Annotated in this window: 14 protein-coding genes; all 14 read left to right on the forward strand. The window is 74.1% G+C overall.

The genetic code is table 11. The features are described 5' to 3' along the window. The first annotated feature begins 15 nt into the window (after positions 1 to 15). The 14 genes from J2S41_RS05855 (at position 16) to J2S41_RS05920 (ending at position 15,959) form a co-directional block, all read left to right on the forward strand. Positions 16 to 951 carry a copper transporter gene (locus tag J2S41_RS05855; RefSeq protein ID WP_310364020.1) on the forward strand — a complete coding sequence of 312 codons (936 nt, stop codon included), beginning with the start codon at positions 16 to 18 and terminating at the stop codon, positions 949 to 951. A gap of 25 nt (positions 952 to 976) precedes the next feature. Then, positions 977 to 1,819, forward strand: coding sequence for a hypothetical protein (locus tag J2S41_RS05860; RefSeq protein ID WP_310364023.1), 843 nt, complete (start codon positions 977 to 979; stop codon positions 1,817 to 1,819). Positions 1,820 to 1,832: 13 nt separating this feature from the next. After that, the gene (murJ, locus tag J2S41_RS05865) at positions 1,833 to 3,461 is read left to right on the forward strand and encodes a murein biosynthesis integral membrane protein MurJ (RefSeq protein ID WP_310364026.1); all 1,629 of its coding nucleotides are present in this window, start codon (positions 1,833 to 1,835) and stop codon (positions 3,459 to 3,461) included. Beyond that, complete coding sequence (locus tag J2S41_RS05870) at positions 3,458 to 4,591, forward strand: glycosyltransferase family 4 protein (RefSeq protein ID WP_310364029.1); 1,134 nt, start codon at positions 3,458 to 3,460, stop codon at positions 4,589 to 4,591. The genes murJ and J2S41_RS05870 overlap by 4 nt, the downstream gene beginning before the upstream one ends. Continuing rightward, positions 4,591 to 6,768, forward strand: a complete 2,178-nt coding sequence (locus J2S41_RS05875; RefSeq protein WP_310364031.1) for a hypothetical protein — start codon at positions 4,591 to 4,593, stop codon at positions 6,766 to 6,768. Before J2S41_RS05870 ends, J2S41_RS05875 begins: the two co-directional genes overlap by 1 nt. A gap of 259 nt (positions 6,769 to 7,027) precedes the next feature. Beyond that, the gene (gene pyrG / locus J2S41_RS05880; RefSeq protein ID WP_310364034.1) at positions 7,028 to 8,785 is read left to right on the forward strand and encodes a CTP synthase; all 1,758 of its coding nucleotides are present in this window, start codon (positions 7,028 to 7,030) and stop codon (positions 8,783 to 8,785) included. Continuing rightward, on the forward strand, positions 8,782 to 9,381 hold the full coding sequence (locus tag J2S41_RS05885) for an NUDIX domain-containing protein (protein ID WP_310364036.1): 600 nt from the start codon (positions 8,782 to 8,784) through the stop codon (positions 9,379 to 9,381). Before pyrG ends, J2S41_RS05885 begins: the two co-directional genes overlap by 4 nt. A 135-nt stretch (positions 9,382 to 9,516) precedes the next feature. Beyond that, positions 9,517 to 10,632: an alanine dehydrogenase gene (gene ald / locus J2S41_RS05890; protein WP_310364038.1), complete on the forward strand. Its 1,116-nt coding sequence runs from the start codon at positions 9,517 to 9,519 to the stop codon at positions 10,630 to 10,632. A gap of 34 nt (positions 10,633 to 10,666) precedes the next feature. Continuing rightward, on the forward strand, positions 10,667 to 11,599 hold the full coding sequence (gene xerD / locus J2S41_RS05895; protein WP_310364040.1) for a site-specific tyrosine recombinase XerD: 933 nt from the start codon (positions 10,667 to 10,669) through the stop codon (positions 11,597 to 11,599). 167 nt (positions 11,600 to 11,766) lie between these two features. Further along, a complete protein-coding gene (locus tag J2S41_RS05900) occupies positions 11,767 to 12,699 on the forward strand; it encodes a ParA family protein (RefSeq protein WP_310364043.1) in 933 nt (310 codons plus the stop codon). Between the two features lie 6 nt (positions 12,700 to 12,705). Further along, on the forward strand, positions 12,706 to 13,401 hold the full coding sequence (locus J2S41_RS05905; protein ID WP_310364046.1) for a hypothetical protein: 696 nt from the start codon (positions 12,706 to 12,708) through the stop codon (positions 13,399 to 13,401). A 68-nt stretch (positions 13,402 to 13,469) separates the two neighbouring features. Next, positions 13,470 to 14,354, forward strand: coding sequence for a segregation and condensation protein A (locus J2S41_RS05910; protein WP_310376303.1), 885 nt, complete (start codon positions 13,470 to 13,472; stop codon positions 14,352 to 14,354). Further along, complete coding sequence (gene scpB / locus J2S41_RS05915; RefSeq protein WP_310364049.1) at positions 14,351 to 15,232, forward strand: SMC-Scp complex subunit ScpB; 882 nt, start codon at positions 14,351 to 14,353, stop codon at positions 15,230 to 15,232. Before J2S41_RS05910 ends, scpB begins: the two co-directional genes overlap by 4 nt. After that, a complete protein-coding gene (locus J2S41_RS05920) occupies positions 15,225 to 15,959 on the forward strand; it encodes a pseudouridine synthase (RefSeq protein WP_310364051.1) in 735 nt (244 codons plus the stop codon). Before scpB ends, J2S41_RS05920 begins: the two co-directional genes overlap by 8 nt. The last annotated feature ends 52 nt before the right edge of the window (positions 15,960 to 16,011 follow it).

The raw sequence follows: 16,011 nt of genomic DNA on the forward strand, positions 1-16,011 counted from the left end.
CAGAAAGCGCTACCCGTGATCAATTTCCGGTACCACGTCGTGTCGCTCACCGCGGTGTTCCTCGCGCTGGCGATCGGGCTGGTGGTCGGCACCGCCGCGCTGAACGGGCCGGCCGTCGACGCGCTGGACGGCCAGGTGCAGAAGCTCAGCAAGGACAACAGCCAGCTGCGGGAGAGCGTCGGCCAGTTGCAGGACGAGGTGAACTCGCAGGAGGACTTCGCGGTCGGCGCGGCCCCGATCCTGCTGGACGGCAAGCTCACCGGCCGGCGCGTGACGATGGTGGTGCTGCCGGGCGGCGGCGACTACGCGGAGCAGTTGCGCACCATGCTGACCACGGCCGGCGCGAAGCTGACCGGGCGCGTCGACATCCGGGAGAGCTTCCTGGACTCCGCGGAGAACAGCGTGAACCTGCTGGACCTGGCGCACCGCGCGGTGCAGACCACGCTGCCGGCGGCCGGGCTGCCGAGAAACGCCAACGGCGTGGAGACCTCGGCCGCGCTGCTGGCCACCGCGCTCTACGACCGGACGCCGCCGGCCACCGACCCGGACCGCAACGCGGTGCTGGCCGCGTACGCCGCCGCGAAGTACATCACGGTGGAGAACGACAAGGTCGCCGGCCCGGCCGAGGCCGTGGTGATCGTGGGCGGGCTGCCGCCGACCGACGAGAAGGCGGACGACAAGAACGAGTCGGCCGTGACGCTGGTGGCGCAGTTCGACGCGGCCGGGAAGCTGGTGGTGGGCGGCAACGGCGTCGGCGACGGCAACGTGGTCGCGGGCATCCGCGGCGACGCGGCGCTGTCCAAGACGATCGCGACCGTGGACAACGTGAACACCGCACAGGGCGCGATCGTCACCTGCCTGGCGCTGTCCGACGTGGTCGGCGCGAACAAGGTCGGCCACTACGGCCTCGGCGCGGGCGCGACGTCGATACTGCCCACCCGGGCTCAGTGATCGCGCCGTTCCTAGACTGAGACGCATGGCCGTCCCCCGAATCCTGGCGCTCGCCGCGGGCGCGCTCGCCGCGCGCGCCGCACTGACCGCGGTCCGGCGCAGCCCGGTCAACCCGTCGCTTGCGCGCGCCAACTTCCGCGGCCGTACGGTGACGCTGGCCGGCGGGCCCGCGCTCGCGGCCGGTGCGTCCGTCGCCGCCGCGGCCGGCGCGCCGACCGGCCCGGCCGCCGCGGCCGCGCTCACCGCCGGGCTCGTCTCCGGTGCGGTCGGCCTCTACGACGACGTGGCCGGCAACCGGCCGGAGCAGAGGGCGGCCAAGGGCTTCGCCGGCCACCTGCGCGCGCTCCGGCACGGCCGGGTCACCAGCGGCCTCGTCAAGATCGCCGGGGTGGGCGCGGCCGGGCTGGCCGCGTCCGCGCTGCTGTCGCTGGATCGCCCGGCGCGCCGGACGGCGTGGGGCACGGTGGCGGACGTGGCGCTCGGCGCGGGCGTCATCGCCGGTACGGCGAACCTGGTCAACCTGCTCGACCTGCGGCCCGGCCGCGCGATCAAGGCGAGCGCGCTGATCGCCGTGCCGCTGCTGCCCACCCGCGCGGGCGGACCGGCGGCCGGCGCGCTCGGCGCCGCGGCCGGGCTGCTGCCGGAGGACCTGGACGAGCAGATCATGCTCGGCGACTCCGGCGCGAACGCGCTCGGCGCGCTGCTCGGCGTGGCGATCGCGGCCCAGGCCGGCCCGGCCGGCCGCGCGGTGATCCTGGCGGGCCTGGCCGGGTTGACCGCGGCCAGCGAGCGGGTCAGCTTCACCGCGGTCATCCAGCGCACGCCCGGCCTGCGCGACCTGGACGAGCTCGGGCGGCGGCAGAGCTGACGTGGCGCCCGGCGTGAGGTCGCGGACCGTCGTCGGCGCCGCCGCGCTGATCGCGGTGCTCACCGTGGTCAGCCGCCTGGCCGGTTTCGGGCGGACCACGGTGTTCGCCTGGACGGTCGGCGCGACCGACCTGGGCGACACCTACCTGGCCGCGAACACGCTGCCGAACATCGTCTTCGAGCTGGTCGCGGGCGGCGCGCTGGCCGGCCTGGTGGTCCCGCTGCTGGCCGGGCCGGTGGAGCGCGGCGACCGGGAGCGGGCCGGGCGGATCACCTCAGCGCTGCTCGGCTGGGTGCTGGTGCTGCTGATCCCGGTCGCGGTCGTGGTCGCGGTGGCGGCCGGCCCGCTGACCCGGACGATCATGCCGGCGGCCACGCCCGCGGAGCTGGAGACCGGCGCGCGCATGCTGTGCGTGTTCGCGCCGCAGTTGCCGCTCTACGGCGTCGGCGTGGTGCTCACCGGCGTGCTCCAGGCGCACCGCCGGTTCGCCTGGCCGGTGATCGCGCCGCTGCTGTCCAGCGTCACCGTGATCGGCGTCTACCTGGCCTTCGGCGGCGTCGAGGGCGCGGGGACCGGAATCGCGGACGTCTCGCGTACCGGCGAGCTGATCCTGTCCGTGGGCACCACCTGCGGCGTGGTGGTGCTCTCCGGCTGCCTGCTGTTCCCGGTGGCCGCGCTGCGCCTGCCGCTGCGGCCGACGCTGCGCCTGCCGGAGGACGCGCGGGCCCGGGTGCTGAGGCTCGGCTGGGCCGGGCTGGTCACGGTCGGCGCGCAACAGCTGGCGCTGCTGGTCGTGATCGGTCAGGCCAGCGGCGGGCCGGCCGGCACGACCGTGCTGTTCAACCTGGCGCAGACCGTGTTCCTGCTGCCCTGGGCCGTGCTCGCGGTGCCGCTGGCCACCGCGGCGTACCCGGGGCTTTCCACCGCGGACGACGCCGGCTACCGATCGCTGCTGGCCCGGACCGCGCGGCAGACCGCGCTGGCGAGCTGTCTCGGCGCGGCCGGGATCACCGCGGTGGCCATCCCGGCCGCCGCGCTGCTCACCGGCGGCGGGGCACTGGCCGGCGGCATCGTGGCGTTCGCGCCCGGACTGATCGGATACGGACTGTTCGCGCTGCTGTCCCGCGCGCTGTACGCCCGCGGCCGCACCGCCGCCGCGGCCGGCGCGACCGCGGCGGCCTGGGCGCTGGTGGCCGTGCTCGCGCTCGGCCTCTCCGCCGCCACCGCGCCCGCGCACCGCGTGCTGGTGCTCGGGCTCGCCCACTCCGCGGGCATGCTGGTCCTGGGCGTGCTGATGCTGGCCGCGGTACGGCGCACGGCCGGCCCGGACGCGCTGGCCGGACTGGGCCGCACGCTCCCGGCCGGGCTGCTCGCCGCGGTCGCCGCCGGTGCCGCCGGGTACGCCGTCGCCGCGCTGACCGATCCGACCCCGGCGCCCGCGTTCGCGGTGCTGCAGGGCATGCTGTGCGGGTTCGCCGGGCTCGCGGTGTTCCTGGGTGTCGCGCTGGTGCTCGACCGGGACCAGCTCGTGAGGCTCGCCCGGCGTGGCGGCGCGCGGACCGGATCGCCCGCGTCGGGTACCTTGCCGGACGGTGAGGACGACGCGCGGGCGCCCGCGCGGGACGGAGGGGACCGCAGGTGACCGCAGGCGACTGGGCCGGTGGGGTGGCGCTCGTGCTCGCGACCAGCACCGGCGGCGTGGGGCAGCACGTGGCCTCGCTGGTCCGCGGGCTGACCGCGGCCGGCATCACGGTCACGGTCTGCGGGCCGGACGCGACCGAGCGCCTGTTCCACTTCTCCGAGCTGGGCGCGCGGTTCGTGGCGGTGGAGATCCCGGCCAACCCGGCGCCGTCGGACGCGCGCGCGGTCAGCGCGCTGCGCACCGCGCTCGCCGCCCCGGACGTCGACGTGGTGCACGCGCACGGCCTGCGCGCCGGGTTCGTCGCCACGCTCGCCCGCCCCCGCCAGCCGCTCGTGGTCACCTGGCACAACGCCATGCTCGCCGGCGGCCTGCGCGGGCGCGTCGCCCAGTTGCTGGAGCGCGCGGTCGCGGCCGCGGCCCGGATCACGCTCGGCGCCTCCGAGGACCTGGTCGAGCGCGCCCGCGCGGTCGGCGCGCGGGACGCCCGGCTCGGCCCGGTGGCCGCGCCCTCGCTCGGCCCGGCCAGGCGCACCCGCGCGGCCGTGCGCGCCGAGTTCGGCGTCGGGCCGGAGACGCCGGTGATCCTCTCCGTCGGCCGGCTGCACCCGCAGAAGCGGTACGACATCCTGGTCGCCGCGGCCGGACGCTGGCGCGAGCGCCGCCCCACGCCGGTCGTGCTGATCGCCGGCACCGGCCCCAGCTACCTGCCGCTGGCCGCCAGCATCTCCGCCGCGCACGCGCCGGTCACGCTGCTCGGCCACCGCACCGACGTCGCCGACCTGCTGGCCGGCGCGGACCTCGCGGTCGTCACCAGCGACTGGGAGGCGCGCCAGCTCTTCGCGCAGGAGGCGCTGCAGGCCGGCCTGCCGCTGGTCGCGACCGCGGTCGGCGGCCTGCCCGGCCTGGTCGGCGACGCCGCGGTGCTGGTCCCGGCCGGTGACGTGGACGCGGTCGACGCCGCGGTCCGCCGCCTGCTGGACGACCCGGAGCTGCGCGCCGACCTGAGCACCCGGGCCCGCACGCACGCCGCGGCGTGGCCCACCGAGGCGGACACCGTCGCGGCGGTGCGCGCGGTCTACGCGGAGCTGGTCCCGGAGCCGGCGCGGGGAGACCGCGAGGATCACGGCTGATGCCGCGCCGCGTCACACCGTGGCTGGTCGTGCTGGCCGTGGTGATCGGCAGCATGGTCGCGCTCAGCGTGCGGCCGGTCGCCGCCACCGTGGACACCGACGCCGACTACGTGATCGTGGTGGGCGTGCCCGGTCTGCGCTGGGACGATCTGGACCCGGCCGGCACGCCCGCGCTGTGGGCACTGGCGGAGCGCGGCGCGATCGGCGCGCTGTCGGTCCGGTCGGTCGCGGAGCCGACCTGCCCGGCCGACGGCTGGCTCACGCTCGGCGCCGGCAACTACGCGGCCTGGGGCGAGCCGCCGGCGGACCCGCGGTCGTGCGCGCCGGTGGACGTGACGATAGAGGAGCCGGACGGCATCGGGGCGAATCTGCCGGGCCAGCCGGCCGCGGTCGAGTACAACGCGCGCCAGCCGTGGGGCACGGTGCCGGGCGCGCTCGCCGAGTCGGTGCGCTGCACCACCGCGGTCGGCCCGGGCGCGGCGATCGCGGCGGCCCGCCCGTTCGGCCGGGTCGACCGCTACGAGGCGACGCTGCCGGCCGACCCGGCGACCGCGCTGTCCCGGTGCGTGCTCAGCATCGTGGACGCGGGCACGGTGCAGGGCGCCGGCGCGCGGCGCGCCGCGGCGGTGCGGGCCGCGGACGACGTCCTCGGCCGGGTGCTCGCGGCCCGGCCGGACCGGTCGCTGGTGCTGGTCGCGGGCCTGTCCGACACCGGGGCGGAGCAGCGGCTGCACGTGGCGATCGCGGACGGCCCCGGCTGGGACCGGTCCTGGATGACCTCGGCCAGCACCGCCCGGGACGGGTACGTGGCACTGGTCGACCTGGCACCCACCGCGCTGACCGCGCTCGGCCGGGAGCTGCCGGCCGGGCGGTTCGACGGGCACGCGGCCACCGCCGCGGGCGGCCGTCCCGCCGCGCTGGCGGAGGCGATCACGCGGCCGTCGGACGCGGACCGGGAGGCGCGCGCCCAGGGGCGTACCTCCGCGTGGTTCTTCGGCATCCTGACCGCCGCGCAACTCGCGCTGTACGCGCTGCTGGTGCCGGTGCTGCGCCGCACGTACGCGCACAGCGGGCCGCCCGGGCCGCCGCTGCCGCCGCGCTGGCTGACCGACGGCGCGGAACTGGCGCTGATCGCGGCCGCGCTGGCCACCCCGGCCGCGCTGGTCGCGGACCTGGCGCCGTGGTGGCGGGCGAGCCACCCGACGATGGTGTTCGCGGCCGTGACGATCGTGCTGACGCTGGCCGGCACGCTGGCGGTACGGCTGGCCCGCCGCTACCGATCCACGCTGTTCCCGCTCGGCACCGTGGCCGCCGCGTCCGCCGTGGTCGTGGTCGCGGACGTGCTCTCCGGCTCGACGTTGCAGCTCAACGGCGTCGCCGGCTACTCCACACTGGCCGGTGGCCGGTACGCCGGGATCGGCACGGCCGGGCTCGGCGTACTGACCGCGGGCGTGCTGCTCGCCGCCGCCGCGCTCGGCCAGCTGATGCGCCCGCTCCGCCCGCTGCTCATGGTGGTGCTCGGCGGCGCGGCCGTGATGGTGGTCGGCAGCCCGTTCCTCGGTGCGCACGCGATCGGCGCGGTGGCGCTCACCGCCGGCGTCTGCGTGGCGACCGCGCTCTGCACCGGCGGCTGGATCGGCTTCGGCCGGGTCGCCGCCACGACCGCGGCCGGCGTGGTGGTCACGCTCGGCTTCGCGCTGCTGGACGTGCGGCGGCCCGAGGCGGAGCGCGGCAGCCTTGGCCGGATTCTCGCGTCGCTGGCGGACGGCACCAGCGGCATCGCGGTGCAGCGCGCCACCGGGTCGAACGTGGCGGCGCTGGTCAGTCCGCTCACCGTGCTGACGCTGGCGGTGGCCGCGCTGGCCTGGTTCGTGCTGCTGCGGCCGTGGGGCGGGCTGAAGCGGCTGTTCGGGCTCACTCCCGCGGTCCGCGCCGCGCTGGCCGGCACCTCGGTGACCACGATCGCGGCCGGCGTGCTGGGCGGGTCCGCGCTGCACGTGGCCGGCGCGGCGGCGGCGGTGGCGGGCCCGCTGGCGGCGCTGACCGCGCTGCGCGTGCTCGGCCACGCGGCGGACCGCACGCGCCCGCCGGTCGCGCCGCTGATCGAGGCGCCGCCGGAGGATGTGAGTCGCGGCACGCATGCCACGGCCACGCGCAGTGACCACCCGGGCGAGTGAAAGTACGTACCGCCGGATGGTTGTGATCTTCCGGGTTCGGCCGGCCCGGCCGGGGATCGAGGGGACGCGGTCGGGGGCGAGCGGCCGGGGCGCTGCGCGCTGCGGCGCGGGCGGATGGTGTTACCGTGGAATCCCGTGGATCGCGTGATCACGACAGCCGTGTTAACTTCCGCTGACGTTTCGGTCAGTCGGGGCGAGATCGGGCTCGAGGGCGTCGCGCCGGTTCGTATTGGCAGCCAGACGACCACGGGAGCAGGCCTTGAGCCCTTCGACGCAGACCAGGCACATCTTTGTCACGGGGGGCGTCGCCTCCTCACTCGGTAAGGGGCTCACCGCCGCCAGCCTGGGCAATCTGCTGACCGCGCGCGGCCTGCGGGTCGTCATGCAGAAACTGGACCCCTACCTCAACGTCGACCCCGGCACGATGAACCCGTTCCAGCACGGCGAGGTCTTCGTGACCGAGGACGGCGCGGAGACGGACCTGGACGTCGGCCACTACGAGCGGTTCCTGGACCGGCCGCTGTCCGCGAAGGCGAACGTCACCACCGGCCAGGTCTACTCCGCGGTGATCGCCAAGGAGCGGCGCGGCGAGTACCTCGGCGACACCGTGCAGGTCATCCCGCACGTGACGAACGAGATCAAGGAGCGCATCTTCGCGATGGCCGACCCGGACGAGGACGGCCGCGTCCCGGACGTGGTCATCACCGAGGTCGGCGGCACGGTCGGTGACATGGAGTCGCTGCCGTTCCTGGAGGCGATCCGGCAGGTCCGGCACGAGGTCGGCCGCGATCGCTGTTTCTACCTGCACGTCTCGCTGGTGCCGTACCTGGCGCCGTCCGGCGAGCTGAAGACCAAGCCGACCCAGCACTCGGTGGCCGCGCTGCGCAACATCGGCATCCAGCCGGACGCGCTGGTCTGCCGGTCCGACCGGGAGATCCCGGAGAAGCTGAAGGTCAAGCTGTCGCTCTACTGCGACGTCGACCGTGAGGCCGTGGTGGCCTGCCCGGACGCGCCGAGCATCTACGACATCCCGAAGGTGCTGCACTCCGAGGGCCTGGACGCGTACGTGGTGCGCCGGCTCGGGCTGTCCTTCCGGGACGTGCACTGGAGCGCCTGGGACGACCTGCTCGGCCGCGTGCACCAGCCGTCCGGTGAGATCACCATCGCGCTGGTCGGCAAGTACGTGGACCTGCCGGACGCGTACCTGTCGGTGACCGAGGCGATCCGCGCTGCCGCGTTCGGCCACCGGGTCAAGGCGAACCTCCGCTGGGTGCCGAGCGACTCCTGCGAGACCCCGGCCGGCGCCGCCGCCGCGCTCGCCGGCGTGGACGGCATCGTGATCCCGGGCGGCTTCGGCGTCCGCGGTATCGAGGGCAAGATCGGCACGGCCACGTTCGCCCGGGAGAACCGGATTCCGGTGCTCGGGCTCTGCCTCGGCCTGCAGTGCATGACCATCGAGGTGGCGCGCAATCTGGCCGGGCTGGACGGGGCGAACTCACTGGAGTTCGAGGAGACCGTGACCCACCCGGTGATCTCCACGATGGCGGACCAGCAGGACATCGTGGCCGGCAAGGGCGACCTGGGCGGCACCATGCGGCTGGGTGCGTACCCGGCCGCGCTGACGCCGGGCTCGATCGTCGAGGAGGCGTACGGCGCGCCGGAGATTTCCGAGCGGCACCGCCACCGGTACGAGGTCAACAACGACTACCGGGACCGGCTCTCCGCCGCCGGCCTGCGCTTCTCCGGCACCTCGCCGGACGGCCGGCTGGTCGAGTTCATCGAGCTGGACCGCGAGGTGCATCCGTTCTTCGTGGCCACCCAGGCGCACCCGGAGCTGAAGAGCCGGCCGACCCGGCCGCATCCGCTGTTCGCCGCGTTCGTCGGTGCGGCCGTGCGGTTCCACAAGGCGGACGAGCTGCCGCTGGAGATCCCGGCCCCGGCCGCCCCGGGCGAGACCGCCGAGGACGGGACGCCGGCGCCGCGCGGTGGCAAGCGCCGGGTCGGGGCCGCGAAGTGACCGGCTTCGCGCACTCGGTGATCAGCCGCACCGAGCGGTACAGCGGGCGGGTGTTCACCGTGGTCACCGACCGGGTCACCATGCCCGGCGGTGGCGCGGCGGACCGCGACTACCTGCGGCACGTCGGCGCGGTCGGCGTGGTCGCGCTGGACGACGAGGGCCGGATCGTGCTGATCGGGCAGTACCGGCACGCGGTCGGCCGCCGGCTCTGGGAGCTGCCGGCCGGACTGCGCGACGTGCAGGGCGAGGAACTGGCCACGGGCGCGCTGCGCGAGCTGGCCGAGGAGGCGGACCTGCGGGCCGGCCGGATCGACGTGCTGATCGACCTGCACACGTCGCCCGGCTTCACCAACGAGCAGATCCGGATCTTCCTGGCCCGCGACCTGTCGCCGGTGCCCGAGCCCGAGCGGCACGACCGTACGGACGAGGAGGCCGACATCGAGCTGCGCCGGGTGCCGCTGGACGAGGCGGTGGCGATGGTCTTCGCCGGCGACATCACCAACGCGGCCGCGGTCGCCGGCGTGCTGGCCGCGGCCCGGGCCCGCGACCTGGACTGGGCGCCGCTGCGACCGAGCGACGCTCCGACACCTGCCTGAAACAAGATATGCCGATGGCCGACGTTTCCGTGGAAACGTCGGCCATGGCGTGTTATGGCTTCATGATCTAAGGTGCGCACAGTGGGGCGCGCGTTTCGCCCTACACTGCGGTCAACGCGTGAAAGGGTCATCGACGTGAAGGTCGGCATTCCCCGCGAGGTCAAGAACAACGAGTTCCGGGTCGCGATCACACCGGCCGGCGTACACGAGCTCACCCGCCACGGCCACGAGGTGTTCGTCGAGGCCGGCGCCGGTCTCGGCTCGTCCATCACCGACGAGGAGTACACGTCCGCCGGCGGCACCATCCTGTCCTCCGCGGACGAGGTCTGGGGCGCGGCGGAGCTGGTGCTCAAGGTCAAGGAGCCGATCGCGGAGGAGTACCACCGCATGCGCGAGGGGCAGGTGCTCTTCACCTACCTGCACCTGGCCGCGTCCAAGGAGTGCACGGACGCGCTGATCGAGCGGAAGGTCACCGGCATCGCGTACGAGACCGTGGAGACGCCGGACCGGCAGCTGCCGCTGCTCGCGCCGATGTCCGAGGTGGCCGGCCGGCTCGCCCCGCAGGTCGGCGCGTACCACCTGATGCGTTCCGGCGGCGGGCGCGGCGTGCTGATGGGCGGCGTCTCCGGCGTGTACGCGGCGAAGACCGTGGTGATCGGCGCCGGCGTCTCCGGCATGAACGCGGCCGCGATCGCGCTCGGCCTGCAGTCCGAGGTGCTGATCCTGGACATGAACATCAACCGGCTGCGGGCCGCGGACGCGATCTACCGCGGGCACCTGCAGACCGTGACGTCCAACGCGTTCGAGGTGGAGCGCGCCGTGCTGGACGCGGACCTGGTGATCGGCGCGGTGCTGGTGCCCGGCGCGAAGGCCCCGACGCTGATCTCCAACGAGCTGGTCTCCCGGATGAAGCCGGGCAGCGTGCTGGTCGACATCTCCATCGACCAGGGCGGCTGCTTCGAGGACTCGCGGCCGACCACGCACGCGGACCCGGTCTACAAGGTCCACGAGTCCATCTTCTACTGCGTGGCGAACATGCCCGGCGCGGTGCCGCACACCAGCACGTACGCGCTGACCAACGTCACGCTGCCGTACGCGGTGGCGCTGGCCGACCACGGCTGGCGGGACGCGCTGCGCGCCGACGCGTCGCTGGCCAAGGGGCTGAACACGCACGCGGGCGCGGTCACCTACGGCCCGGTCGCGGAGGCGCACGGGATGAACGTGCTGCCGCTGGCCGAGGTGCTCGCCTGAAAGAGTGTCGTACGGGTCGATTATGGTCAGCGGCGTGCTCCCGACGGACCGGGCCGTGCGCGGCTACCTCGACCACCTGACGGTCGAGCGCGCGCTCTCGGCGAACACGCTGGTGTCGTACCGGCGAGATCTCGATCGTTATCTGGAGTTCCTGGCCGGTGCCGAGATCCATGATCTCGGCACCGTCACCGCGGGCGACCTCACCCGCCACCTGAGCGCGCTGCGCACCGGCGACGACGACCACCCGCCGCTGTCCGCCTCGTCCGCCGCCCGGGCCATGTCCGCGGTCCGCGGCCTGCACCGCTTCGCCGTGCGCGAGGGCCTGGCGGCCGACGACCCGTCCCGCGAGGTCAAGCCGCCGGTCCCGCCGCGCCGGCTGCCCAAGGCACTGGAGGTCGACGAGGTCGAGCGGCTGCTCGCGGTGCCGCGGACCGACTCGCCGCGCGGGCTGCGCGACCGGGCGCTGCTGGAGTTCCTGTACGGCACCGGTGCGCGCATCTCCGAGGCGGTCGGCGCGGCCGTCGACGACGTCGACCTGGACGACGCGACCGTGCTGCTGCGCGGCAAGGGCGGCCGGTCCCGGCTGGTCCCGATCGGCGGCTACGCCCGGGACGCGCTCGCGGCCTACCTGGTGCGGGGCCGTCCCACGCTGGTGCGGGCCGGCCGGGGCACCCCGGCGGTGTTCTGCAACGCGCGCGGCGGGCCGCTGTCCCGGCAGAGCGCCTGGACCATCCTGCACCGCGCCGCCGAAGCGGCCGGCCTCCCGGTCGACGGCCCGCGCGCGGTCTCCCCGCACACGCTGCGGCACTCCTTCGCCACCCACCTGCTGGACGGCGGCGCGGACGTGCGCGTCGTGCAGGAACTGCTCGGTCACGCCTCGGTCACCACCACGCAGATCTACACGCTGGTCACCGTGGACCGCCTCCGCGAGATCTACGCGACCGCCCACCCTCGCGCGCTGGCCTGAGCGCGCGTATACACCCTCGCCGAACCCGACACGCCGGGAAGGGTGGTCACCGTGTGGTCGTGTCGTGTCGTAGAGTCGGGATTCGGCGTGGATCTCATGGAGGGCGCCGGTCGGCTGGGACGCTCACCAGGGTGTAGCGTCGGGCAGTCGTGGGAGGGGGCGCAGGGATGACGGGCAACGGTGACCGTGCCGAATCGTGGACCTCGGTCCTCCGCGAGCAGCAGAACTCCCTCGACATCGGCGCCGAGCTGGGCCCCAGCGACCCAGCGGCGTATACGATGCGCAAGCCGATCCCGGAGCCGATGCCGACCGACCGGCACGGACCGGCGCGGATCATCGCGATGGCGAACCAGAAGGGTGGCGTGGGCAAGACCACGACCACCATCAACCTGGGCGCCGCGCTCGCCGAGTACGGCCGCCGCGTCCTGGTCGTCGACTTCGACCCGCAGGGCGCGCTCTCCGTCGGCCTCGGGGTGAACCCGCACAACCTGGACCTGACCGTCTACAACCTGCTCATGCAGGACGACGTGACGGCCGAGGACGTGCTGATCAAGACGGACATCGCCGGCCTGCACCTGCTCCCGGCGAACATCGACCTCTCCGCGGCCGAGATCCAGCTGGTCAACGAGGTGGCGCGGGAGATGGCGCTGGCCCGGGTGCTGCGCTCGGTCCGCAAGGAGTACGACTACATCCTGATCGACTGCCAGCCCTCGCTCGGCCTGCTCGCGATAAACGCCCTCACCGTCGCGCACGGTGTGCTGATCCCGCTGGAGTGCGAGTTCTTCAGCCTGCGCGGCGTCGCGCTGCTGCTGGACACGATCGACAAGGTGCGCGAGCGGCTGAACTTCGATCTGGAGCTGGAGGGCATCCTCGCCACCATGTACGACTCCCGCACCACGCACTGCCGCCAGGTGCTGCAGCGCGTCGTGGAGGCGTTCGGCGACAAGGTGTACCAGACCGTGATCACCAAGACCGTGAAGTTCCCGGAGTCGACCGTGGCCGGCGCGCCGATCACGTCGCTCGACCCGGCGTCCTCCGGCGCCCGCAACTACCGTCAGCTGGCACGCGAGGTCATCGCGGCGCAGGCCGAGCGCGGATAGGCGCCGGTGCTCTTCGCTCTCGCGTCGCCGGTCGCGTTCGTCGGCTTCGTCCTCTCGTTCCTGCTGGCCGTCGTGGTCCGCGCGGTGGCGATCCGGCTGGCGACGCGCGCCGCCGGGCTGGAGCAGCGCCGGACCCGGATCGGCTTCTCGCCGCGCCACGACTTCGACGTGTTCGGCGTGGTCGCCTGCCTGATCGGCGGCATGGGCTGGGGCCGCGGCATCGAGGTCGACGACCTGCCCTCGTGGCGGGGGCGCGGGCGCAAGGCCATGGTGTACGCGGCCGGCCCGCTCTCCGTCCTCGTGCTGTCGCAGCTCGTGCTGCTCGCGTTCGTGCTCGGCTTCCCCGGCTACCGCCCGCTGCTCGCCGTGGCCCGGCCGCTGAACGTGAAGACCGGCCTGCTGATCACGGCGAACGGCGACGTGGCCGGCATCGCCGCCGAGATCATCGCCGCGATCGGCGTCGGCCTGTTCACGTTCGCGCTGTTCGACCTGATCCCGCTGCCGCCGCTGGACGGCTGGGGCCTGCTCTGGTGCAGCCTGCGCAACCCCGGCTCGGCCGCGCAGAGCGCCCGGCTGTGGCTGGTGGAGAAGAACCTCGGCGTGGTGCTGCTCTTCGTGCTGCAGCTGTTCCCGTTCGGCGGGCTGGCCTGGGTGCTGCTCGACCCGATCGGCGCGCCGCTGCTGAGGATCTGGGCCTGGTGAGCGTCGACCACGTCACCGGGCCGGAGTCCGCGCCGCCGGGGGATGACGGGGTCGGCTACGGTCGGCCGATGGCGGACACGCCGGTCGACGACCACAACGCAGCCGCCGCCGAGGGTACGGGCACCGGCTTCCGGGTCCGCCTGCACAACTTCGAGGGCCCGTTCGACCTGCTCCTCCAGCTGATCGGCAAGCACAAGCTGGACGTCACCGAGGTGGCGCTGCACACGGTCACGGACGAGTTCATCGCGTACATCCGCGCGATGGGCGACGACTGGGACCTGGACGAGGCCAGCGAGTTCCTGATCATCGCGGCCACGCTGCTGGACCTGAAGGCGGCCCGGCTGCTGCCCGCGGCCGAGGTGGAGAACGAGGAGGACCTGGCCCTGCTGGAGGCCCGGGACCTGCTCTTCGCGCGGCTGCTGCAGTACAAGGCGTACAAGGAGGCGTCCGCGGTCATCGCGGACCTGGAGCGCGACGGCGCCCGCCGCTACCCGCGCGCGGTCAGCCTGGAGCCGCGGTTCGCGGAGGCGCTGCCCGACCTGGTCTTCGGCTTCGGCCCGGACCGGCTGCTCAAGATAGCGATCCGGGCGTTCACGCCGAAGGTGCCGCCGACCGTGGCCGTGCACCACATCCACCAGGTGCGGGTCAGCGTGCGCGAGCACGCGGACATCGTGCAGGACCGGCTGCGCCGCGCCGGGATCGCCACGTTCGACGTGCTGTGCGCCGACTGCGAGTCGACGCTGGAGATGGTGGCCCGGTTCCTGGCACTGCTGGAGCTGTACCGCGAGGGTCTGGTCGCGTTCACCCAGCCGGAGGCGCTGGGCGAGCTGACCGTGCGCTGGACCGGCGGGGAGACCGCGGCCGAGCTGCGGGTCGACGACTACGAGGGCACCACGGAGAAGGACACGGCCAAGGACGATCCGGCCGAGGCGCAGGGGGAGGGCGAGGCGTGACCACGGACGACAACCGCGAGTCACTGGCGGACGCGGCGGCCGCGTGGGTCCCGCCCTGGGAGCGCCCCAGGCCGGCTCAGCCGGAGACGTCCGAGCCCGGCCCGGTGGCCGAAGATCGAGAAACCGGAGCCGCCGAGGGTACGGACCCGGTGCCGGCATCCGGCCCCGAACCCGGCGAGCGCGGATCGGAGCCGGCCGGTGCTCCGTCCGTACCGGTGCAGAAGGGGAAGCCGGAGCCGGCGGAACCGGAGGCGGCCGGCGCGGACCGGCCCGCGCCGAAGCGGCGCCGGGCGAAGCCCAAGCCGGCCGAGCCGGAGCCGGAGCCGGTGTCGCTGATCGACGACGCGGAGCTGCGCGGCGCGCTGGAGGCGATCCTGCTGGTCGTGGACGAGCCGGTCGCCGAGGTGATGCTCTCCCAGGTGCTGGAGCAGCCCACCGAGCGGGTCACGCAGATGCTGTACGTGCTGTCCGGCGAGTACACCGAGCGCGGGCACGGCTTCGACCTGCGGCGGGTGGCCGGTGGCTGGCGGCTGTACACCCGTCCGGAGTACGCGGCGTACGTGGAGCGGTTCGTGCTGGACGGGCAGACCGCGCGGCTGACCCAGGCCGCGCTGGAGACGCTCGCCGTGGTCGCCTACAAGCAGCCGTGCAGCAGGTCACAGGTCTCCGCCATCCGAGGTGTGAACTGTGACGGTGTGATGCGTACGCTTGTCACCCGGGGGCTCGTGGAGGAGTGCGGCGCGGACGTGTCGGGCGCGCACCTCTACCGGACCACCACCCTGTTCCTGGAGAAACTCGGCATCGACTCGGTCGCGCAGCTTCCGCCGCTCGCGCCGTTCCTGCCGGACAACGTGGAAGAGATCGTCACCGATGCCTGAGAACGACGGCGCCGAACGGCTGCAGAAGGTCATGGCCGTGGCCGGTGTCGGGTCCCGCCGCGCCTGCGAGACGCTGATCGCGCGCGGCAAGGTCACCGTGGACGGGCGCCTCGCCCGGCTCGGCGACCGCGCGAACCCGGCCACCTCCGTGATCATGGTGAACGGCGAGCGGCTCGCCGCCGACCAGACTTTGGTCTACCTCGCGATGAACAAGCCCCGCGGCGTGGTCTCGACCATGGCGGACGAGAAGGGGCGCTCCGCGATCTCCGACTTCCTCGGCCGGGTCGAGCAGCGCGTCTACCACGTGGGCCGGCTCGACCAGGACTCCGAGGGCCTGCTGCTGCTCACCAACGACGGCACGCTCGCGCACAAGCTGACCCACCCGTCGTACGGCGTGGCCAAGACCTATCTCTGCGAGGTCGCCGGCCCGTTGCCGCGCGCGGTCGGCCGGCGGCTGCTCGCGGGCGTGGAGCTGGAGGACGGCCCGGCCAAGGCGGACGCGTTCCGCCTGGTCGACACGCTCGGCAAGACCGCGCAGATCGAGATCACGCTGCACGAGGGCCGCAAGCACATCGTCCGCCGCCTGATGGACGAGGTCGGCCACCCGGTGTCCCGGCTGATCCGCACCTCGATCGGCCCGATCAAGCTGGGCGATCTCCGCTCCGGCCGCACCCGCCGCCTCAACAACGGCGAGATCGCCGCGCTGTTCGCGGCGGTGGAGGACTAGCCCGATTCCTGCGTGTGCCGGGTCACCGGGCATGATTGGAGAGTTGTCCGGG

The sequence above is a fragment of the Catenuloplanes atrovinosus genome (assembly GCF_031458235.1).
GTDB classification, from domain to species: domain Bacteria; phylum Actinomycetota; class Actinomycetes; order Mycobacteriales; family Micromonosporaceae; genus Catenuloplanes; species Catenuloplanes atrovinosus.